The sequence below is a fragment of the Mesorhizobium sp. C268A genome, from assembly GCF_040324475.1.
In the GTDB taxonomy this organism is placed as follows: Bacteria; Pseudomonadota; Alphaproteobacteria; order Rhizobiales; family Rhizobiaceae; genus Mesorhizobium.
This window is the reverse complement of record NZ_JAMYVX010000001.1, coordinates 1,966,622-1,987,623: the sequence shown is the minus strand read 5'-3', so window position 1 is coordinate 1,987,623 and position 21,002 is coordinate 1,966,622. Positions and strand designations below refer to the sequence as shown.

16 protein-coding genes and 2 pseudogenes are annotated in these 21,002 nt (G+C 58.1%); 7 read left to right on the top strand and 11 right to left on the bottom strand.

Features of this window, described 5'->3' with window-relative positions:
• Positions 1-6: 6 nt before the first annotated feature.
• A pseudogene (locus NKL06_RS09735) lies at positions 7-1,134 on the bottom strand (IS30 family transposase).
• 229 nt (positions 1,135-1,363) lie between these two features.
• Between NKL06_RS09735 and NKL06_RS09730 the strand changes: the two are divergent.
• Positions 1,364-1,876, top strand: coding sequence for a hypothetical protein (locus NKL06_RS09730; RefSeq protein ID WP_023829574.1), 513 nt, complete (start codon positions 1,364-1,366; stop codon positions 1,874-1,876).
• Positions 1,877-2,005: 129 nt separating this feature from the next.
• Here the strand turns inward: NKL06_RS09730 and NKL06_RS09725 are convergent, their stop codons facing one another.
• Together NKL06_RS09725 and NKL06_RS09720 are read right to left on the bottom strand one after the other, a co-directional pair.
• Positions 2,006-2,896, bottom strand: a complete 891-nt coding sequence (locus NKL06_RS09725) for a LysR substrate-binding domain-containing protein (RefSeq protein WP_023692425.1) — start codon at positions 2,894-2,896, stop codon at positions 2,006-2,008.
• 677 nt (positions 2,897-3,573) lie between these two features.
• Positions 3,574-3,852 carry a DUF1127 domain-containing protein gene (locus NKL06_RS09720; RefSeq protein WP_023697496.1) on the bottom strand — a complete coding sequence of 93 codons (279 nt, stop codon included), beginning with the start codon at positions 3,850-3,852 and terminating at the stop codon, positions 3,574-3,576.
• Between the two features lie 152 nt (positions 3,853-4,004).
• Here NKL06_RS09720 and NKL06_RS09715 point away from each other — a divergent pair, with 152 nt between their 5' ends.
• Positions 4,005-4,451: a winged helix-turn-helix transcriptional regulator gene (locus tag NKL06_RS09715; RefSeq protein WP_081730871.1), complete on the top strand. Its 447-nt coding sequence runs from the start codon at positions 4,005-4,007 to the stop codon at positions 4,449-4,451.
• Between the two features lie 380 nt (positions 4,452-4,831).
• On the opposite strand, the gene NKL06_RS09710 is transcribed toward NKL06_RS09715, so the two are convergent.
• The 3 genes from NKL06_RS09710 to NKL06_RS09695 form a co-directional block, all read right to left on the bottom strand.
• Complete coding sequence (locus NKL06_RS09710) at positions 4,832-5,059, bottom strand: DUF982 domain-containing protein (protein WP_245263944.1); 228 nt, start codon at positions 5,057-5,059, stop codon at positions 4,832-4,834.
• Between the two features lie 172 nt (positions 5,060-5,231).
• The gene (locus NKL06_RS09705; protein ID WP_023692422.1) at positions 5,232-5,420 is read right to left on the bottom strand and encodes a hypothetical protein; all 189 of its coding nucleotides are present in this window, start codon (positions 5,418-5,420) and stop codon (positions 5,232-5,234) included.
• Positions 5,421-6,512: 1,092 nt separating this feature from the next.
• Entirely contained in the window at positions 6,513-7,889 is a 1,377-nt protein-coding gene (locus NKL06_RS09695; RefSeq protein WP_196814803.1) for a tyrosinase family protein, read from the bottom strand.
• On the opposite strand from NKL06_RS09695, the gene NKL06_RS09690 reads away from it, so the two are divergent.
• The 3 genes from NKL06_RS09690 to NKL06_RS09680 all read left to right on the top strand — a co-directional run bounded on the left by NKL06_RS09690 (position 7,890) and on the right by NKL06_RS09680 (position 11,210).
• Complete coding sequence (locus tag NKL06_RS09690) at positions 7,890-8,303, top strand: hypothetical protein (RefSeq protein ID WP_196814804.1); 414 nt, start codon at positions 7,890-7,892, stop codon at positions 8,301-8,303.
• 471 nt (positions 8,304-8,774) lie between these two features.
• Positions 8,775-9,554, top strand: coding sequence for a uracil-DNA glycosylase family protein (locus tag NKL06_RS09685; protein ID WP_196813806.1), 780 nt, complete (start codon positions 8,775-8,777; stop codon positions 9,552-9,554).
• An 18-nt stretch (positions 9,555-9,572) separates the two neighbouring features.
• Positions 9,573-11,210: an amidohydrolase family protein gene (locus NKL06_RS09680; protein WP_023692418.1), complete on the top strand. Its 1,638-nt coding sequence runs from the start codon at positions 9,573-9,575 to the stop codon at positions 11,208-11,210.
• 142 nt (positions 11,211-11,352) lie between these two features.
• On the opposite strand, the gene NKL06_RS09675 is transcribed toward NKL06_RS09680, so the two are convergent.
• Genes NKL06_RS09675 through NKL06_RS09660 form a run of 4 tightly spaced genes read right to left on the bottom strand, consistent with a single transcriptional unit; the run spans position 11,353 to position 15,080 of the window.
• Entirely contained in the window at positions 11,353-12,408 is a 1,056-nt protein-coding gene (locus NKL06_RS09675) for a ferritin-like domain-containing protein (protein WP_031196685.1), read from the bottom strand.
• Complete coding sequence (locus NKL06_RS09670) at positions 12,408-14,024, bottom strand: GMC oxidoreductase (RefSeq protein ID WP_023692416.1); 1,617 nt, start codon at positions 14,022-14,024, stop codon at positions 12,408-12,410. The genes NKL06_RS09675 and NKL06_RS09670 overlap by 1 nt, the downstream gene beginning before the upstream one ends.
• Before the next feature lie 3 nt (positions 14,025-14,027).
• Positions 14,028-14,495, bottom strand: a complete 468-nt coding sequence (locus NKL06_RS09665; RefSeq protein ID WP_023692415.1) for a hypothetical protein — start codon at positions 14,493-14,495, stop codon at positions 14,028-14,030.
• Between the two features lie 21 nt (positions 14,496-14,516).
• Complete coding sequence (locus tag NKL06_RS09660) at positions 14,517-15,080, bottom strand: hypothetical protein (RefSeq protein ID WP_023692414.1); 564 nt, start codon at positions 15,078-15,080, stop codon at positions 14,517-14,519.
• Positions 15,081-15,489: 409 nt separating this feature from the next.
• On the opposite strand from NKL06_RS09660, the pseudogene NKL06_RS09655 reads away from it, so the two are divergent.
• A pseudogene (locus NKL06_RS09655) lies at positions 15,490-16,224 on the top strand (helix-turn-helix domain-containing protein); the annotation flags it as partial.
• A 671-nt stretch (positions 16,225-16,895) separates the two neighbouring features.
• The gene (locus NKL06_RS09650; RefSeq protein ID WP_023692413.1) at positions 16,896-18,527 is read left to right on the top strand and encodes a tetratricopeptide repeat protein; all 1,632 of its coding nucleotides are present in this window, start codon (positions 16,896-16,898) and stop codon (positions 18,525-18,527) included.
• A gap of 634 nt (positions 18,528-19,161) precedes the next feature.
• Here the strand turns inward: NKL06_RS09650 and NKL06_RS09645 are convergent.
• The gene (locus NKL06_RS09645; protein ID WP_023692411.1) at positions 19,162-20,832 is read right to left on the bottom strand and encodes a caspase family protein; all 1,671 of its coding nucleotides are present in this window, start codon (positions 20,830-20,832) and stop codon (positions 19,162-19,164) included.
• Positions 20,833-21,002: the final 170 nt, after the last annotated feature.

Below are 21,002 nucleotides of genomic sequence, written 5' to 3'. Positions count from 1 at the left end.
AACCGGTCATCGTAACACCTTCTGTAGCCTATCGGCCGGCGTTTCGAAGTCCAGGGTTTTCGGGGTCGCTGATTGAGCTGCAGGGCGACGGCGTTGAGTTGGGCCTGCGAGACATGGGAGAGGTTGGTTTCTCTCGGGAAGTACTGCCTGAGCAGACCGTTGGTATTTTCATTGCTGCCGCGCTGACAGGGACTTCGCGGATCGCAGAAGTAGACCTGTAGATCGGTTGCAACGGTGAAGCTCATGTGCCGAGCCATCTCCTTGCCCTGGTCCCACGTTAGCGAGCGTCGTAACTCTTCGGGCAATGTGCCGATCGTCTGGGCAAGGGCCGCCACGACGGTGGCCGAGTCCCTCCTCGCCACCTTTACAAGCATCGTGAACCGGCTGTGTCGCTCGACAAGGGTGGCGATGTGCGTGTCGTTCGCGCCGGTGAGCAGATCACCCTCCCAATGGCCTGGGATGGCGCGATCCTCAGCCTCGGCGGGGCGCTCGCGGATGGAGATCATATCGAGTATTTGTCCTTGCCCCGTCCGGCTCTGTGCGCCTTTTGCGAGCCGCATCTGTCGTTTGGTACACAGGTGCGCTGATAGTTCCTTCTTGAGCGCCCCTCGCGACTGGATGAATCGACTGCGATAGATCGCTTCATGAGATATCCGCATGCTTGGATCGCCTGGGTACTCTCGCCTCAGCCAGCCCGCTATCTGCTCCGGGGACCATTGCAGCGCTAGCTTTTGCGCCACCTGCCATCGTAGCCGCCCAGAGCTTGCCAGGCGACACTGCTTCGGGCGCAGCGCTCGCACCCAAGCATGCTTGTCGGCCCGGGTTGCACGATACGCTTGTGCACCGCCATTGCGCGAGATAACGCGACATATTGTCGATGGGGATCGCCCGAGACTTCGTGCAATAGCGCGGATCGCAAGACCCGCCGCGATCCCGCGAGAGATCTCTTCGCGTTCCGCCAGCCCGAGCGCCAAGGCCCCTCTACGCCTAGCTGACGGAGCAATGCCGCTGCGTAAGGATACGATCCGCTGAACGCCGGTCTTGTTCCGGCGGTCAAGTGCTCTGACCTCGGTTCCATCGCTCCCAAAGCTCGACCTTCTGCGCTGACGTAAACCAGATCCGTGACGTCACCATGCAACACCTCTTCATCCTCTCAGATTAAAGCGGGTTGCGACGACCGGTTGAACCCGCCGCCTCATTCCGGTCGTTCGCCCACCTTCCGAAAACGGGTCGCCGGCGGTGAACTCAACTCTAACTTGTCGTCAGTAAGTTGTGTTCCGTGCCTCCTGGCCTAAGCGATTGCGTTCTTGCAATATCTCAGCTCAGCTCCGGCGTTAATTTAGATCAATCTAATGGACCCCTAATGAGTGCGCGCTTATCGACGGCCATTAGGATCGGGGAAGCCGCAAAGGCGATCTTCCGAAAAACTCAGAGCTTTCCAAGCCGAGAATTCGGAAAGCATGCAGACCTGAGCGAACGCGAACACGTCGGTGTTGAACCGATGCTTTTGGCGCTTTCTATGGAGCTGGCACTCAAAGCGTGGTTCGTCTTCGACCACGAAAATCCAAAAGTCGTCAAATCGCACAACCTGATAAGGCTGTTTGATCGCCTAAAGCCCGAAAGCCAAGAGAAACTCGACGCGGAGTTCAAAAGGTCAGTGGTCCCGTATCATCCCAATGGTTTCTACATCGAGTACAGCATTCGTCACATTCTGTATCAACACCAAGATGCCTTCACCGACTGGCGCTATCTTCACGAGGCAAAGAAATCGATGATGTTCGATCAGAGTGCTTTTGAGGCAACGCTCGAAATGGTGCTCCGTGAGTTCGAGAAGAGGTATCGGATTGAGCGGGTGAAGCCGCTTTGGCCATCCTGAATGTAGTCAGGATCGGAGGCCCCGATGCGGCCTTGATTGTTTCGAGCGGTAGCTTTGGGACCGGAGCTTTCCTTGCCGGAAGGGCTAACGACCGCAACGAGGCGGGCAGCGGCCTGACCGTCCCGGGCTTCAGGACCACGTGGCCTCGTCCGAAACCCACTTATGGAACGCGGCGATACGAGGGTCGGTCCAGCAATCTTTTCTGCAACACAAATGATAGGCCTCCGTGTCGTCAGAGATCTGCATATCTTTGAACGGCAGCACCAGTTCTCCCTTGGCAATCTCGTCGTGAAGCACAGAGAGGTCTCCGATCGCGACGCCCTGGCCCATGGCCGCGGCACGATAGGCCATATCGGCACTGGGAAAAACCTCACCCGAGTTCACGTCAAGAAGGTTCGGCGCAAATCGCCCAGCCCAAACTTTCCAATCGTGCCGATCAGGCGTCTCGTGCAGCAGGTTATGGTGAACCAGGTCGGCAGGAAACGTTATTGGCACGCCCCTCTCCAGTAGCTTTGGAGAGCAAACTGGGGTGCCGAACGATTGCAACACCAACACCGCCTCGATATCTTTCGGCCGATTTGGATAACCGCAGTCAAAGGCGAGATCGAACTCACCTCCGAAGAAAATTTCCCAGTCAAAAGGAGCGGTCGTTACCCGAATACCGATTGCAGGCCATTGCTGCTTGAAACGGTCAAGCCGCGGGAGCAGCCACCGAATGGAGAAGGTGGGCGGGCAGATAACCTTCAGATGCCGAGGCTGGCGTTGCACGTCTTGAGCTCCCGCGGCAATGCTTTCGAACGCGGCCGCCAGGATCGGTTGAAAATTGCGCCCCGCATCGGTCAAAACCAACCGGCGCGGCAATCGTCGAAACAATTCCACTTGCAATGCTGTTTCCAACAGCTTGACGTGCCTGCTGATCGCTCCTTCGGTCACGCATAGCTCCTCAGCCGCGCGCGCAAAGCTTTCGTGGCGCGCGGCTGCTTCAAAGGCCCGAAGCGCATTGAGTGAAGGGAGACGCATCGACTGTCACTACCTCAGGAATTCTGAGCCTATCCCAGAGAAAGACTGGTTTGTAGCCGGTACGCTGTCTGCCTACGCTGTCATCTGCAAGCGCGAGGTTGGCACGGAGGCCTGACGGTGAGCAACAATCTTCTTGCATCGACGTTTCAGGACTTGTCCCATGAGGTTCGAGCAATCAGAATAGCTCGCTATGTCTCAAGATGGCGGCAACGGCATTTCTACCGCCGTGACCTAGCGCGACTATCGGGGGTAGCGCCGCACATGATCGACGATATTGGATTGACGGAGGACGAAGTGGAGTCTGAACTTGCAAAGCCATTCTGGCGATGATCGGATCCTGACTAGGCCGACCACTTGAAAGCTGGAACCCTTTGTCGAGTGCGCTAAGCTCCCCCTCAGGTCAAGTCACGACGCGCCCACGCCAACCCTGAATGTCCGGCCTTGAAGATTCGCAGACCGAAGCTGCCGGTCAGCTACCGGCTCAAAAAATCTACCGGTCAGCAATGCGCCTTAACTCGACCAGAGAGTTCAATTTTGCAGCGGCCCGAATGGAGACATCGCCGGCGACCACGCCGGACGCCGCGGTTGCGCCTCAAAATCGTTGTTAAAGAATGGCCCCTAATTCGGCTGATCAATTGCCGCCCTCAAGCGGGCTCAGCCCGCGGGGCTTTCCCTTCTCACCAATTTCCCGTCTGGTTCTGCGCTGCACTCTTAAGCGCGAGAGAGGCGGATGTATCGAAACTGTCGGCGCAGGCCGCCTCGACGTCTGCTTTGGTTAAGCCAACGTCGCGCAGAAGGAAGTTGGACAGGTGACCAAGCCCACGCTTTATGTTGCGGCGGGTCCGCCACTCACAGACAAGGGCCAGCAGCCGTTCGAGCGGAGGATCAAAAAAGGTGCGCGGCACGCGCAGTGCGGTCTCGCCTAGTGTCGTTTGCGTAATGTTACGCCAGGTCATGGTAGCCTCCGTTGGGGGATGCACGAATGACGACCACCATCATGGCAGAGGACGGGAAGGGGCCAGCGCACCTTCGGAAGCACTCCGCTTCAGATTGTGAACTGGCCTTAGAGCTCCGCAAGGCCTAACCTGCGGCAAAGGAGCGGTCAGCCATGACGCGACGGCCTTACGGACTGGTCTGCCCGATCTCGCACGCCTGCGAGTTCCTGGAGCCCCGCTGGACGATCCAAATCCTGACCGAACTCTGGAACGGCTCGACCCGCTTCAATGACATTCGCAAGGGGGTGGGCAACGTCTCGTCCGCCCTCTTGTCGAGGCGGCTCAAGGACATGGAAGCGTTGGGCCTGGTCGAGCGCGTCGAGGACGGGGCGACGGGCGCCATCTGCTATTTCCGTACCCAGAAGTCGATAAACCTCAGGGAAGCGCCATGGAAAGCACGTGCAGTAACGGTTGATTCAACCATTGCTGGTATAAGTGTGGGGTGGGTGGCGGCTCCGACAGTTCGGGGTGGAACTCAATGCCGAAGCCGCCTGCGCAGCCAAGGTTGGGGTTTGACCGCGCCGTCCTATTCTGGGACAGCGCGGTCAACGATTCGTTAAAACGCTCCGGAACTAATTAAGCACGCGCTAATTGACTCGCGGTCTCGGGAGTCAGTGCATGCGTGAAGTTCATTCCTCCGATGATGGAGCCGATTTTGGCGGGACAAGCCTCCCGAGGGCATTGGACAGCGTCACGTACCGGCCGCCGTCTTCGTCTTCCCTCTTCCTAGAGATCCGCCATTCGTTGGGCGAGTGGGTTGTTCGCATCATAGGGAGGAACGGTGAAACGTATTCCCGAGCATTCGAATATGAAGCAGATGCCGTCGCTTTCGCTGGCGATCAGTCTTCTCGTCTAGGATTGGAAGCTCCCCCGAAGCAAGCAACTTGACGAAATCAGCGAGCGACGCGCCTAGGAGACGGCGGTTCATCATCACGATGGTTTATGGCACTTGTCCGACATGCCGAGCGCCGGACTCCGTCTTGGCCGGCTGCAGCAAGCGCTGGTCGATAGCGGCGGCCTTGAACGCCGCAAATGCTACGGCCGGACTGCAGCTTCCATCCTTGGCCTCCGCAATTAATCGGCACGCATTCCTATAGGCCGCCGCTTCTTTATTTGGCCACTGCCCCAGGAGCGCTTCCTCGGCCTCACAGATAGAGGAAACCGTCATTGATTTCCGGTCTTCCATGCAGAACCAGTGCGATGCCATGCGCGGCTTTGCAAATCCGAAGCCTCCATCCTTGCCGCAGCCGGCATGTTCACATGCATGATTGTCGACGCGTCGTCGTCGCGGAGTGGCCCTGTCATGTATGGCCTCTGCCAAAGACAATGCACGATCAAGGTCATGCGGGATAGTTCGCCAGGCACCATATGGCGGTTAATTCAGCGATGGCCGCCTTTTGGCTGAGAGGTGAGAGGCCGCGCATCTGCTTTCCCATCTTGCTGACAGCGCGATGTATGGCCGGCAGCTCGCGCCTTATCGTGGCGTAGATTTCGGGCTGTTCGGATTCAGTCGCAATCGTCGGTTTCATGGTTTGTCTCCAATTTGCCCGCAGTGAACAAAATAGGAACACGGTAGTCAATCCCTCTTGACTGGACAGGAATATGTTCCTCATTTTTGTTCACTATGGCGCACGATCCGATCGACACTCTGGGAAGGCGACCCGGCACAACATGCTTGTGAAAGCCGAGTGCAGCTGCGGCAACGTCCGCTACTGCCGGTCCGCGGACCTGATGATGGTCTAATGGCGGCGGCGTGGATCCCTTGAAGCTCAATTTCGACTGCAACAGGTGTAAGCCGCAGATCAAAATCACGCTTCTCGAGGTCCATCCCGAGCATCTCCCCAAGAGTCACGCATCGAGTTCCCCGCTCCTCCCAGGAAGATTCCCGGTTCATGTCGTTTATTGCTAGGCGCAGAGGCCTGCACCAACGCTTTGAAGGTCAGCAATGCGCCCAACGTCGGCCGTTAAGATCAGGCTCGCCGTTTCCTCAAAGGAGACGTTCGGCTTGGGCGACATGATCTCCGGGTTTGGCCCAAAGCGGGCCTTGGGTGGCCTTTCAGGCCAAGCTCAGCTTGTCCGCTCAGCCGAACGACGGCGTGGCGCAATGTCAAACGGGCAGTGGCACAGGAGAGCATCGAGGGATCAGCGAGCCCCAAGGGCTTACGGCATGGCTTTGCCTTGGGCGCCACCCACTCCGGATTTCCCCTCAATCTGCTCCAGCCTAGTCACCCGCGGCGACGGACATCGCCAATTCCGGTGTGCCGTTGAAGGTCGGCATGGCTCCGACCGCCGATAAGACCGTCGCGATGTTCATGCGCTACATCCACAACGAAGACGACCCGGTCCCGTCGCCGATCGATTGTGACGTCCAACGCGCCGGCAATCATCGTGCCCGCGCCGGAGGCTGCCGAAGCCGCGCCGAGCAAAGGCCGGCGTGGCCTGTCAGCACGGAGACGGCGGCATGAAAGCCCCAAACCCATAGCCACACGTCGGGTATGGTTCGACGCGATGGCCGACCGCACAATCGCGCTCGGTCGCCCCAACATTTCGAACGGGCCGGCAATGTCCAAAAGATTGACGCCTTCATAATCAGGAATTCCAAGTTTCGTTGGAGGCCCTTCCTACTCGGCGACGAGCAATTCCCGGATATTGATCGTTGGATTTCCGACTTCGCTTAGGGCCAGCACACGGTCCTTGCCTTTCGCGCCAAGCACCTCGATGCGTACCTCGAGCTTCTTGCCGGCCACGTCCGAACGATTGGCCCTCAGATCGACGTTAACGGTCTCGCGTTTCACACAGCTTGGGCATTTTTTGGGTTCGGTCCCTTGAAAAAAGGCGTGCCGCGCAACTCTCTTGCCGTCCGCAAGGAGTTGGACTTCAAAACTGCCGGATATGGCCAGGCGTGCTATGTTTTTCACGCGAATGGAGAGCCTGGCCTTGCGCGGGATGCTGAACGACTGATCGGCCGAGATATTGCCTCGCGCAACCCTGGCCAAGGCGCTGAACAGCGACGCCGCCGGATCCTCATAGGCGTACTGCGACGCGTCGATCGCCTGAGCGGCTGTTTCCGTGAACGGTTTCAGTTCGTTAAAGGGAGCTACATCCAGCCAATCCATGTCCGGGATGCTGAGCGTCTTGCGAAAGTCTTCAAGCGACACGGCTTGGTGGCGCTGCTGCCATGCCCACCACATGCGCTCCCAGTTGCAATGGAAGAGCCAGAAAATCGGATCGAAGGCCGCAATATCGGGTGTTTGCATCGCAGGACCGCACGACACGTGCCCGTCGTCGTGCGCTTGCTCGATCTGCTGGGTAAAGCTTTCAAACGTCGGGGAATCTAGCGCGCCCTTTATGGTCCCCTCGACATCGCGATCGACCATCTCGGCATGGATTTTCTTGGCGGAGTGCCGTTTTGTCGCCGTGCCGGCGGGGTACTGTGGCGCAGCGTCGCGTTGCAAAGTGTAGCTGTCGAACGGCGGCTGAAACATCCACGCTGGCGGCTGACGGACGACGTTCCAATAGGGCAGCTTGATATCCTCGCACTTTGGAACCGACTGGAGACCCGCCTCGAAGCGGTCGATGAAAATGCGGTGCCAGGGATTGTATCGCTCTTCATGATGAAGGCAGTTTACCGGTGTCGGAAACCAATGAATATCAGCGAGCGCAAAATAGCTCTGCGGATGGTCTGGCGAACGCTCCATGATCGTCCGAAAGGCTAGTGCGAGTCTTTCAACTTCTTCCTTCGACATGTTCTCGGCATCGCGTCGGAACGCCCCGCGGGCGGTTGCCGCCAAACTGGACATTGTCTTCAGGACCTTCGCTGGCGCGTTTCCCATCGGAAATCCGCCACTGATCCAGTTCTTGAACGTTTTAACGCGGTTCTGCGACCAACGCCTTTCCGGTTCCGGAGGCATCGATCCGGATTTGGTCTGGGAGTAGATTGAGGTGGCGTTTGCCTTTACCCCGTCGTAGGTAGCGAGATCGACGCCACGCGGCGCCATATGATCCACATCTATGGCTTCAAAGAAAAATTTGATGTGTTCCAGGAAAGTTGGATTGTCGACAACTTTGTCCTCACTGTCCGGCATAGTGCATCCCCCATTTTAGAACTCACAATCAAGCGGCCAGCCCGCGGATTGACACTGTCCGATGCAACTGCCTTGTCGATTTTGGCAGCATTGGATTCCGCAGGACAGGCTTCTAGGCTGCCGATTGCTGGATATTGCCCTCCAGGGCCACTTGCGCTAGCAACGCATGAGGCACAAAGCCAAATCAAAGCCGCAAACGCAGCCGTGGTGCGAACCTCACGCATCACGGTCGCCTCTCAATTAAAAAGAAATACAAACAATCCCTCCTGCGTTATTTTGCACGACTTACAAGGATTTGCAATAGCCTTGTTAAGTATAGATGGTTAAACTGTATTTTACATAATTGGCGTCTGCTGTCGTGGAGACGCATGGGAGGATAAACACCGCCAAAGGGGGCATCCACCTCGGGTAAGATGTGGCCATGGGGCAACGTCCGCTTCGGTGGAGTCTTTCCGAATAACGTCTCTGGTAGCCCTGCTGCTGTGAACCAGCCCGAGCGGAAGGGCACGCCGCTCGGCTGTTCCGAGATCGCGTCTTAGATGCCAAATGTTACGATCAACGGGCAATGGTCCGCGATTCCCAGCAGTGGCTCAGGGTTGTCTTTATTCGGTACATTGCCGATATTCTTGCAGTCCGCCTGCCAGTTGGCTGTCGCGATCGGGACAGATGAGAGCATATAGGTGGCGGACGATTTCCGCGGACGTGCTCTGGCGCATTAGGGAGCCTGATCTGAGCTTGCGCCTGTGGACCAGATGGCACTATTTCTATTGCGCAGTATCCAACTATGCGAGGCGTCGCTTGAGTGTAGAATTCGATCACGGACCACCTGATCCATTTGCGCAACACTTTGCAGCGATGCCGGACTACGCGCCCTTCAAGCAATTCTTCTGGTACGATTGGGGGCCGGTGTTCTACCGCGGCCGGCTCGATGGGTCGGCACGGGTGCTGTGCATCGCGTCTGATCCGGGTGCGACCGAGAGGCTGGTCGGACGGACGCTGGTCGGCGACGCCGGACAGCGCGTTCAGGGATTCCTCGCCAAACTCGGTCTCACTAGATCCTATCTCTGTCTCAATGCCTATGCGCTGGCGCTGATACCGAGCCAAGCCGCTGGCGGCGACGATGTGCTCGATGCGCCTGACCACAAGGCATGGCGGAACGCGCTCTACGACATGGCGAAGACGGCCAGGGTGCAGGCGATCATCGGGTTTGGAGTGCAGGCGCAGCAGGCGGTAACCAAATGGCCGGGCAAAGGCACGACTCCGGTGTTCAAGCTGCCGCATCCGAGCAGCCGTGACCCGGCGGCACTGGCCGATGGCTGGCGCGTGGCGATCACGCAATTGCGCGCACTGGTCACGCCGGACGCCGATGGGGATACTACCCTTCCCAATTACGAGGCGCAGGTGGCGGAAGCCGACTACCGGCCCATCCCGAAGCGCGACCTCCCCTATGGTTTGCCGGCATTCGTCGGCGACGATGCGTGGCTCAGGGCGCAGACTCCGGCAAAGTTTGCGAGCGTCAGCAGGCCGCGGCCGGACGACCGGCATACATTGATCTGGACGGCGCCGAAGACGGTCTGAACCAAAGGAGGGGCGACAATGCAGGCGAGCAAGCGGGCCTATCGCGGGCGTGTGGTGCAGATGGACGCGGCGTTCAGTGTGCTCAAGGACGCGGTGATCTGGATCGAAGGCAACCGGATCAAGGCGGTGCTCGACGCCGCGGCGACGCCACCGCAGGGGTTCGAGCACATGACGCCCATCAACACCGGCGGAACATTCTATCCGGGGCTGATCGAGCTCCACAACCACCTGGGCTACGACATATTGAAGCTTTGGGATGTCCCTAAGCTCTATTGCAATCGCGGCCAGTGGCAAGGCTCGCCTCCCTACCAGGCCGGCGTGAGCGGACCAATGGGCGTGCTGGGCAAGACGCCTGGCGTGGCACCGGCGATTGCCCGCTACACGGAGGCCAAATGCCTAATGGGCGGGACGACTACGTCACAGGGCATCACCCTGTTCAGCGCGCCGGGACTGATGCGACAGTACAGAGGAATAGTTCGGAACGTCGAGGAGAGTCTCGACAGCACACTGCCCGATGCCAAGGCGCGCATCCCGGACTATGCCGCCAAAGACAAAGACAATTTCCTCGGCTACCTGAAGGATTTTCCATGCCTCTTGATGCATCTCAGCGAAGGGATCGATGCGAGCGCGCGCAAGCATTTCCTCGACCTAGAGATTAGTCCCAATGTGTGGGCGATCGCGGCGTCGCTGACCGGAATTCATTGCAACGCGCTGACGCGGAAGGATTTCGACCGGTTGGCCGCAGTGCGCGCAGGTATGGTGTGGTCGCCGCTGTCAAACTTCATGCTCTATGGCCAGACGGCCGACATTAAGTCAGCGCGCGCGGCGGGCGTGCGGATCGGGCTTGGCTCGGATTGGTCGCCGAGCGGTAGCAAGAATTTGCTACACGAGTTGAAGGTGGTACGGGTGGTTAACTCGGTACAGGCGCTCGGGTTTTCCGATCGCGATATCGTCGCGATGGCGACCATTGTGGCGGCGGGCCTATTGCGGTGGGACCGCTATCTCGGCTCGATCGAAGCCGGGAAATATGCCGATCTGGTGTTGGTTAGGGGCAAGGCCGGCGATGCCTATGAGCATCTGCTGAAGGCGGACGAGACCAGAATCGACCTCGTCGTGATCGACGGCTTGCCTCGCTATGCGATCAAGAAACTGACGGCGGGGTTTTCAGGAACAGGGGAGGTGATCAGTTTTGCGGGTGAGACGCGTTATCTCAATCTCGACGATGCCAACGCCGACGAGATCGTCGCGGGACTGTCGCTGAAGGTCGCCACCAAGACGTTGAGTAATGCGATGAAGAACTTGCCGACGTTGGCAAAGAAGCAGGCCAAGTTGCCACCGTCGCCACTGATGACGATGGCAATGGACGGCGCGCGACGGAGGGTGTTCGGACAGGGTCCGACCCCGCGGGCCGACTGGACTCTCGTTCTGGACCAAGACGAGCCGCCGGACGAGAACTTGCGCCCACGCTTCGACAGCGAGGCGCCGCTGCCCGGAACGATCCGGATGTCCGCGATGCCGACGGCCACAAAGGCGCCAGCGGTTTTGAAGCCGCTGGAACTCGATGAACTGACCGTCACGGGCGATCCCGGCTATTATCCAGCGCTTGCGGGCCAGCGCAACATTCCTCAGGCGATCAAGGACGGGTTACAGCCTTAAAGTGGGGACGAGGGGAGAACTGAAATTTCAGGCCGTTTATTGAATAAGGGGCTCTTCGGTCCGGCTAGGGTCTCCGAGCGTCCGCCTTGCAAACGTAGCGGTCCTGTATCCCAATCTCTGTCTTTTTCTTCGCGGCTCAGTTTTAGTCAATCCACTCGAACGTCGGGCAGGCCGTCTCCCCACTAGTCGAGTCGGCGATCGGAGCCTCCATGAGATCGCGTGCGATCGACGTCATTTCGTGCATACCGTTCATGATCGCGGTGTAGAGCGCATTGGGCGTGCCGTTGATCGCTTCGCCGAGTTGCCGCAGCATCATGGTGTATCGGTTGTTGAAGGCGTCGTTCAGCGCCGCTATTCTGGAACCCTTGGGATAATCCGTTGTCCGGGCATTCTGTTTTATCGGATACACCGCAGTATAGTCGACAGGCATCGCGATGCCTGTCGGCGGTTTGCCGGGGTTGTCAGTCTTTGAAAAGTGCCGTTCGAAGAAGATTTCGCTGAAGCGGTAGTAGTGACCCATATCGAGCGGGTGGTCGACGCTGGCCGCGAGCCTATCCTGGGTCCAAGGCCACGCGCCTTCACCTTGGTCCACCACCGTCCTCAGGGCGGCCTTTGCGCTTTCAAGGTCGGTCACAATCCTTATTGTTCCACCACCTCCCCAGAAAAAATCGCTCTCGAGTTGGTGGCTGGGATCGCCGCTAAACAGCTTGCCTGGAAGCGCGGCATCGAGTTCCTCCAACAGAGAGACGATCTCACCATAGAACTCCCCAATGGTGGGTGCGGGGACATCTATCACGTCGTGCAACCATGCCGTCTTGGTAACAGGTTGCTGTGGCTGCTCGATCTTCATGAAAGTAACCATCGATGCCTTGGAAAATCGCTCCAGGTTGATTGGAAACGTCCGGTCAGCGAAGGGTCGGCCCTCAAACGTCATCGTTAGAGGGTATCTCGGACAGTTCGACTTTCCGACGAACGGACGACCGCCGACAGCATTCATGACATTTGCGACCAGGGCCAAATGAAGCATCTCTTCCATCGCGACACCACGGATGAGGTCCGCCGCTACCCGGTTAGAACTTCGTTTAATGCTGAGAAGGGCCACGAGGTATGGGGGCAGGGTTGCCCACTCCAGTTCCAAGGCCAGTTGCAGTCGAGCCAGCAGCGTTCGGTGCTTCTCCTCTCTTTCAGCTTCGTTCACTAGACGCCGCCTCCCGCGTTCAAATGATCCCCGAGCCTGATAGCCAGAGCCGTGAGCGTCAGGGTCGGATTTATTGCGCCGATGTTTGGGAATACAGCATTCGAGATCACATATAGATTGTCGATCCCATGAACTCTCAGATCGGCATCGACCACGCCATCTTGCTCCCTCGAACTCATCCTACAGACGGAGGCAGCGTGATCTGCGCGCCATGACAATGATTTCGTCCCCGTGGGGGGTGCATCCATAGCTTTTAGTATTTCGCCGACCTGCGCTTCGACATCCTTCATTCGTTGGTCAAAGTCAGGGTCTTTGGTGTACTCTACTTGGGTCATTGGTATCCCGACCCGGTTGTACTTGACCTTGCCGTTCGCTTCCTTGGCGACAGTTACCCGATTATAGTGGCGTCCAAAGACCTCGATCATTCCGTGGATTTGAACGCCATTTCGACCTGTGAGCGCCGCGTCGATCTCGGCGCGAGATTGACCCTTCTGAAGGCTATCGGCAAGTCGAAATCCGACGGCGTCTGGGGGTGAGACGAGCACGTATTTTCCGGCAGCTTGCTGGGGTTCGCTGTCAAAGTGCCGCGACACGAGGGTTGGAAAATCCATCTCGGCCTGGAGACGAAGCGGATTGGCAGGCAACAGCCCTTCGAAAGTAAAGTAAGGATGCGTAACGAGATACCGACCCACCAGAGCATGGTTATTGCCAAGCCCATTTCGCCAATCATCTGAAACAGAGCGCTGGAGCAGCTTGGCAGACTCGATGGTGCCGGCGGCGACAATCACCCGATCGGCCTCAACATCTTGAGAGGCTCCGGTCTCGCGATCCCAAAATGTTACACCTTTGACCCTACGCTTTCCGTCTGTGATGATGCGATCGACGATGGCGCCGAGCCGCACCGACAGGCCAGGCCAATCGTTCCACTCGATGAAATCATCGAGGTAGTTGCAAGCAGCGTAGCGCGCACCGAAAGGACAATATTTGCAGGTTCCGGTTGTTTGGCACGGAGCATGCCTCGACGGTTCACCCGATACGCCGCGCCTGGCTATCGGCAAATGGCCAAAATCGAAATCAAGCTTCTTGAGTCCATCCGCGATCGGGCGATCCATCAACGTGAAAGGAAACTCGCGAAACGGGTAGTCGCGACTGCGCTTGAGCAGAGGATCGCGAGAATCCCCCGATACTGCCAAATGGTGTTCGGCACGGCAGTAGAATGGTTCAAGCTCATCGTAGTCGAAGGGCCAGTCGATGCCTTCGCCGGTATTCGACCTCAAATGGAAGTCTTCAGGCTTCAGCCGGAACGCCCAGCCACCCCAATGCAGGGTCGATCCTCCGTACGCGAAGACTCTGGCACCATTGAGCGGCATGTCCGTGCCACCCGCACTAGTGTTTTCACCTGGAAAATCGCGCTGTGGATATGGCAGATCAGTGTACTGCTCGTACGGCGTCTGGCGGGTCAGCATGTATTGCTCCCACAAGCCAAAATCCTTGGTCTTGACCCGGACGCCGGCCTCAAGAATGAGCACCGACGCTTGCGGGTTATCTGCAAGAAGCCTCTGAGCGACGGCGGTTGCAGCCACACCGGAGCCGACGATGACAGTACCGACTTTCATCGTTTATCGCTCCCGATATGGGGTTGGCTCCCCATCGATATTCGCGCCGCCAAAATAGCCCCGATAATTGATCGCGCCGAAGGACTTGAATCCTCCGAGAGCCAGTCGGAGAGAGATGAATTCATTCACCACGAACCGCTGTACCGCCTCAAGTCGCGTGGCTGGGATCCCCGATTGGACCACTCGCGGCTTCTGGGCAAAGAGGCGTTCGAGAGCTGCCGCCGGTCCAATGTCTGCGGTCAAGCTTTCAAAATATGCCGCACCGTCGACGTAGTAACCCTCATACACGGGATTCAAGTTTGTCCTGTTCTCAAGGAACGTTTCAAAACGAAGTCGATAGCCGGTGGGCTGGTCCTCAAGGGACCAATGCTCACCGATCGCGACGAAAATCGTCCACAATGTCTCTATTGTTTCCCGTGCGAGCGGCTTCAGGGATCTGCTTAATGGGTGCATCGCGCGACGTTGATACATTTGGATGTCCCATCTAAGAGTTTATGTTGGAATGGGTGTCCAGCGAAGATCGTCCTGCAGCCGGCGCCGGTACGGCGTCATAACCTGTGAAGGTGTCTTGCGTACATATGCTTCGGCGTCAGCGTGATCACCACTTTCAATCAGGTCTCTGAAGTGCCTGAGCACAGCAGTGTATTGCGGCACGACGTTGGGACTACCTTTCAGTCCGGGTTTCAGGTTCGTCCACACCACTGCATCAAGGTTGTGGGCCAGGGCCCATGCCGCAATGGTTTGTGCACCTCGCCCATTTGACGCTCCATCTGCTTTCCGCCACCAACCAATTGAATACTGAATGTTCTCTTCTTTTATGTCCTCGCGCGTGGCCAGAGCATCTATTGCGGCGGCCTGACTATCGACCTTCATCAGCGCCCACAAGGATGTCACCGTCTCCGGAACGTTGGCGATCACGAGAGTTATGCGCTTTCGGCCTGATTCACGCGCAAACTCAATTGGTAGTATCGGGCCGTCCTTTTCCCACTCGCCAGACAATGGCAAGTTTCTTGGATCCCAAACCAACGACCCCCAACCCAAGCAAGCGATCTTCATCTGCGTCTCAATGCCGTTCGAAGGCTGAACCCCGACCAAATCCAGAAGCCACCGCCATAGTCGGTACCACACCCCTATCATCAACACTCCCAATCAAAGGGACCAGAATGAATAGGAGTAGTCCTTCTTAGGGAGACAGCAAAGGGCGCGGCGTCCAAAACCGCCACCGACCGCCAAAAGCGGATCACCTGTTGGCATCTTAGGAAAGGCCTATCGCCGTTTGTCCGAGGATGGACGCTACAGTCGTCCCCGAATGGTGGCAATATGGTTGCAATCCTCGCCACCTTGGGAATGGCGCATGCAATCTATCTCCGTAATATATTGATTTTATTGTGCCTTCCCGAGAGATGGGTGAAAGTTCATTCCGGAGACATGGGTTACACTTTCGGCCCTTTGCAAGGAGAGCAAGGTGCCTTGGAAGGAGTGTAACGTCATGGAAGAGCGGCTGAAGTTCATTGCCCGGCTGCTGGACGGCGAGAAGATGGCGGTGCTTTGCCGTGAGTTCGATATCTCGCGCAAGACCGGCTACAAGATCCTCGCGCGCTACAATGACAGTGGCCTTGAGGGGCTGACGGATCGATCGCGCCGGCCCTACCGCCACGCCAATCAGCTTCCGTTTCAAATCGAGAAGCTGATTGTGCGCCTCAAGCAAGACAAGCCGACATGGGTTGCGCCGAAGATACGCGAGCGGCTGGCGCGGCTGTACCCCGATGTGCACAGGCCCGCGATCTCGACGGTGCATGCGGTTCTGGATCGGCACGGCATGGTCGAGCACCGCAAGCGGCGGCGCAACAGGGCGACCGGGACAGCGCTTTCAAGCGGCTGTCGCCCCAACGCGCTGTGTTGCGCCGACTACAAGGGCGAGTTCATGCTCGCCGACCGGCGCTATTGCTATCCGCTGACGATCACCGACTTCGCCAGCCGCTATCTCATCGCCAGCGAGGCGCTGTCGACCACCAAGGAAGCCTATGCCTTCACAGTGTTCGAAAGCCTTCTCAAAGAATTCGGCCTGCCCAGCGCGATCCGCACCGACAATGGCGTTCCCTTCGCAAGCCCCAACGCGCTGTTCAACCTCAGTAGGCTGTCGGTCTGGTGGCTGCGCCTGGACATCGACATCAAGCGCATCAAGCCGGGCTGCCCGCAGCACATTCGTGGAAGCTCTTGTACGCCGCCTTCGCGTCCAACTGGAAGTGTTTGTCGCCGATATGTTGGCCAAAGCGGAGCCGGTGGACCATACCGAGCTCCCTGGACAATTTGATCAGATCGCGGATCCTAAGTGGGTCGATGATCCTGGGGCAAACCCATTTGCCTTCCAGTTGGATGGAAGGCTTCGCAAGCTTTCCAGGGAACGTGGATCCGTTCGCATAGCGTCGCTGGAACGAGAACCTCAGTCTCCGGCTCGTTCTGCTTAGCTCACGAACGTCTGAAAAGGGTCGGCAGTGGAACGGCGGCTTGCCGACGCGATTGCCCCGAAAGCTGACGGCCCGCTTCCGGCCCCAGTTCAGACTACGATCCGTGTTTCACATCGCATATTGATAAGCGTCAGCCCTTGAGGCTGATCGGGTAAACTGTCTCAGTCCGGCTTATCGCCCAAAGCGAATGCAGAGATGTCCATCCACATCGCTCCTCGTTGAGGGGAAATCGTTGTCGGTCCGGTCCGAAAACGGCGTCGGGGTGGGGATGGGCGCACCTATCGCGGCTCTTGATGAAGATCGCACGGTGACATCGGGCGGCATCCTGAAGTCGAACTCCCTTCCTTCGGGGGTTTGATGTAGTTTGGGCGGCTAGTCGCCGACAGCCATGGAGTTGGATACGATGACGTACTTCGATCTAGGCACCTTCTCCCGCCGGCTGGACAACACGCTTTCCGAGGCGCAGATGTGGTTCGACCGGGGACTGATCTGGCAATACGGATTTAACCACGAAGAGGCCATTGCCTGTTACGAGCGCGCGCTCGAGGTGGCGCCTTCGAACGTCATGGCGCGGTGGGGAATTGCCCACTGTCTGGGTCCAAACTACAACAAGCTATGGACCTCCTTCGGGCCTGAAGAGCGTATTGTCGCTTTGACGCGGGCGCATGTATTGCTGGCGGAAGCGTGCGATCTGTCTGCAATCGAAGTCGAGCGCGCCTTGCTTGATGCGCTGACATCGCGCTTCCCTACTGATCCAGAGATTGCGGATTATGGCCCTTGGAATGACGATTTCGCTGATGCGATGCGCACAGTGTACGAGAGGTTCCCTGACGATCTGGATGTGACCGCGATCTTCGTCGAGGCACTGATCAACCGCACGCCTTGGGCGCTGTGGGATACTCGGACCGGGCAGCCTTCGGCTGGCACCTCGACGGTGGAAGCGCGCGCGGCTTTGGACCGCGCCTTCACGACCCAGCCAGCAGCCTGGGGACATCCGGGGTTGTTGCATTTCTATATTCATCTGATGGAGATGTCGTCGACGCCAGAAAAAGCCTTGCCGCATGCAGATCGGCTGGTGCGCCTAGTGCCAGACTCTGGGCATCTTGTGCATATGGCGACGCATATTGACGTGCTTTGCGGCGACTACCACAAAGTCGTGGTGCGCAATCGGCAGGCGGCTCAGGTGGATCGTTCATATTTCGCTCATGCAGGCGGTGAGAACTTTTACACTGTCTACCGCATCCACAACCTTCACTTTCAAATCTACGGGGCCATGTTTCTTGGTCGCCCTTCGGATGCCTTCGAGGCCGCGAGGGCACTGGCAGAAAACCTGCCGGAGCCGGTGGTGCGTTACATGCCAGAGATGTTTGAAGCCTTCGCGCCGATGAAGTTGCACGTACTTATCCGCTTTGGCCGCTGGTCCTGCATCCTGGAAGAGGCCTTCCCTGACGATGCTGAGCTCTACTCGTTCAGTACCGTCCTGTTGCATTATGCCCGCACCGTAGCTCTGGCCAATCTCGGTAAAATCCCCCAGGCAGAGGAAAGCGCTAGCCTTTTCGCGGCCGCGCGCGATGCAGTGCAACCCGAGCGCATGCTGTTCAACAACCCATGCGCCGATATCCTCGAGGTTGCCGAAGCGATGATGCTGGGGGAGTTGCACTACAAGTCCGGTCGCGTCCATGAAGGCCTGGACTTCCTGCGGCGTGCGGTCGATCTCGACGACAATTTGCTCTATGATGAGCCATGGGGTTGGATGCAGCCGACGAGACACGCGCTTGGCGCATTGCTGATGGATGCCGGACTATATGGCGAAGCTGAGGCTGTCTATCGCGCGGACCTTGGGCTTGATGCGACGTTGCCGCGTCCTTGCCAACACCCACGCAACGTCTGGAGCCTACACGGCCTGCTTGAATGCCTTAGCCGACGTGGTGGCGCGGTAGAAATCATCGAGGTCCGACAGCAGTTGAATCAGGCTCTGGCGCATGCAGAGGTGCCGATCATGGCATCATGTGCCTGCCGGAGCGCATCGCAATAAGTGGCAAGCATCCGCTCGCCACGTTGCAGCCTCCTCAGCGCCATAAGAGCCAGCATCGAACAGCGTCTCGCACGCGTCCATTGCGCGCGCGAATCCGGCCGTCACTCTGGGGCTCAGTGAAGGGGTGATAGCGAGGCAGAGCTTACCCGCATGGGGCACTGGAGCAGCATCTGGCCTAGCGGATGCTCGAGATCGCGGACCTGCACTGCCACGGTTCGACAAGGACTTCGTGCAGGGCATGTCTGCCCTGCAGCCCCGGGTCATCCGTATGCATGCAACCCGCCTCAACGTCCGCTCAGACGTCGTCTGCCGAATGGCGGCTATCCGCCGAGCTCGCCCCGATAGCGGACCGACGGGTTCCGGCCCCAAACCTGCCAGTCCGCAATGCGCCCAATATCCGTCGTTGAGCAGACCCTAACCGCATCCCAAAAGCGGACATCCGAGCGAACATCCGCAGCCGCACGTTTGCACCAGTTGCCGACATTGACGCCGCTGGCGAACTCCATGAGCTTGACGATACGACCGCCGTTCATGTTAAAGATCGGCTCTTGACTCCTATGTAGCTCTTGCAGTTGCTGGCCTCGTAGCATCGGCCTTTCAACAGAAGTGCGGCCGACGGCCGACTCCGCCCTTTCTACATTCTTTCCATAATAACTTTTCCTGAACACCCGCTGCCAGCTCCGGTCCCTTTAAATCTGCCGGTTCCGTTGTCACCCTTTATGACCCCGCTCAGGGTGTTCCCGCCCGTTCTTCCTTTATATACAAAGGTGCTTTTCATATTGACGGCGCCGCTGCTGGAAATGCTTCCTGTAAATCCGGAGTCAGACGATACTCTGCCATCTCTTATGAAAACGCGTGTTGAGAGTTCTCGCCAATCGCCGCAGTCCGTGGTGGCTCGTCTGACTAATTTCCATGTGCCATTAAAGGCGCTTAGCCCGCTCGTCTGGGGCACACAATGATCGCCCTGCACCCTCATTCCGTCTTCACAAATAAGCGGGCAGATACGAGCTCCGACCGCCCTTAGTCTTTCCAGAAGTTCCGCTGTCGGTTCCAATGATGCAAGCTTGACACCTTGCCTGCCGGCATAGTCTTGAAGTGCTTTGCGGCTGCCCAAGCCCCATTTGCCGTCGGCATGGCCGGCCAGGCACCCCAGGCGAACCAGTTCCACTTGAGTGGCCCGTGTAAGTTCGCCAGCGTCTATGTTGCCTGCCGGTGACTGCGGCAGCGGATTGGGTTGTTCAAGGCTGGCGACTTCCATCGCCTTGGTATTGTCGGTTGCCTTAGCGATGCGCTCCGTCGTTGGCTGTCCCGCCACCTGTTTGGTGGAAGCCTGCCGTTCCGCTTCAAAACGCTTGGCGATACCGTCGATCTTTAGCCTGGCAAGGGCCGCAAAGACGCCCGTCGGAAACTGCTGTAGATACGCCTCGAAGAAGCTCTTGTCGGTTGAGTCCTTGATGGTCGCCCAATAGGCTAGCTCGACCGCGTTGTCTGGCGACGCAGTCTGCGGAAGCGAAGCAGACGCCTGTTTCGGCTCGGCCGTTGCCGCGAGAGGCTTCAAAACGACTTCTCCCGTAAGCGACGAATTTTCCCACGGCACCTGCTTCCCATCCGTGGCGGCCAGCACATCGCGGCGCACATCGACGAGGTCGCGCATGATATCCTGCCCAGGCGTGCCGAGGTGCGAGAGCAGTGCAGTTGTGAACGGAGAGTTCCGGCCCGCCCCGTCTATCGCGACGTTACCTGGTTGCGTTGCGAACGCGATTAGCGACCCGACTCCGCTGCCAAGTCTGGCAAGACCACGCCCTAGGGAACCGGAGCGCGTCCCCATGGAGCGGGAAAGCTTCTCCGCAAACGGATTATCCCGGCAGGCATCGAGGAAGATGAGGTTAACCTTCGTGCTGCGTTCCATCGCCGAAAGTACGAGGTCTATCGGCAGGGCCTCAAAGTCGAGGTCGTTGTAGCTGGACAACTGTGCATCCACCGGCACCATATAGTTGCTGCCATTCACCTGCAGGCCGTGTCCGGCATAGAAAAAAAGCGCCATGTCGGCACCGTCGAGCCTCTCCAAGAAGTTGCGTACTGTGCGTCGCATTCCCGCCAAGTCGAGGTCCTGGTCGCTCACGACCTGAAACCCAAGGCTTTCAAGTTTGGCAGCTATGTCGGAGGAGTCGTTCTTCGGATTGGCTAGTTGGACGGCATGCTGATAGGCAGAATTGCCAATGACCAACGCAACGCGTTTCTCGGCGACTGCCTGTCCCGAAACAGCGGCAAACAATAAAACCAAGAGAATGAAAGCGCTGCGCATGGCGAAACGGCTCCCCAAGGGAACTTGTAGCAGAGGCTAATGCAACCGAAAAGAGCTATGCCCCGGGCTGCGGACGAGTGGCCTGCGACTCTGAGATGGATTGGCGGACACCGTTTCGGTGCTGGGGTCGTGCATTCCAATGCAAACGGGCGACAATTGCTTGATGCGCC